This is a genomic window from Fictibacillus phosphorivorans, assembly GCF_023715845.1.
Classification (GTDB): domain Bacteria; phylum Bacillota; class Bacilli; order Bacillales; family Fictibacillaceae; genus Fictibacillus; species Fictibacillus phosphorivorans_D.
In genome coordinates this window covers 1-426 of record NZ_JAMBOR010000069.1, presented here as the reverse complement: position 1 = coordinate 426, position 426 = coordinate 1, and the positions used below count along the sequence as shown (strand labels likewise).

1 protein-coding gene is annotated in these 426 nt (G+C 59.9%); it reads right to left on the bottom strand.

The window, feature by feature from the left end; all coding sequences use genetic code 11:
• Window positions 1–4: 4 nt before the first annotated feature.
• On the bottom strand, window positions 5–426 hold a 422-nt coding region (locus M3206_RS18835), incomplete at its 5' end, for a hypothetical protein (protein ID WP_251314041.1).

Here is a 426-nt window from a genome sequence, read left to right as displayed (position 1 = left end):
CTCGTCATTCAGTCCGGGCACGCTGGCGCCATACCCACGTCATATCCAGCAGGTCGTTCACCTGTACGCCCCGGCGCCGCCAGTGCGAGTACCATCGCCGGTATGTGCGAACAGACTGGCTGGCCAGCGCAGTTTCGGCCTCACAGATGAGCTTTTCCTGCGCCTCAGCCATGAACATCAGCGCCTGGGGCGTTCGTTCTGACGCTGCCGGAGCGGACCGCCCGATAATATCAGTCAGGTTCTGCAACGTGGGCACCCGAGGATATGCCCTGCTTTTTGTTTGTACCCTTGCTGCCGGTGCTGAAATCACTTCAGGGCATGAAGCTACGTTGTGCAGCCGGCAGACATTATGCCGTTGCCCTAAAAACGTGGCGCCACTGGCGGCATCATCATGACTGTGTTCATGCGCGCCCTCCCTTTCTGCCC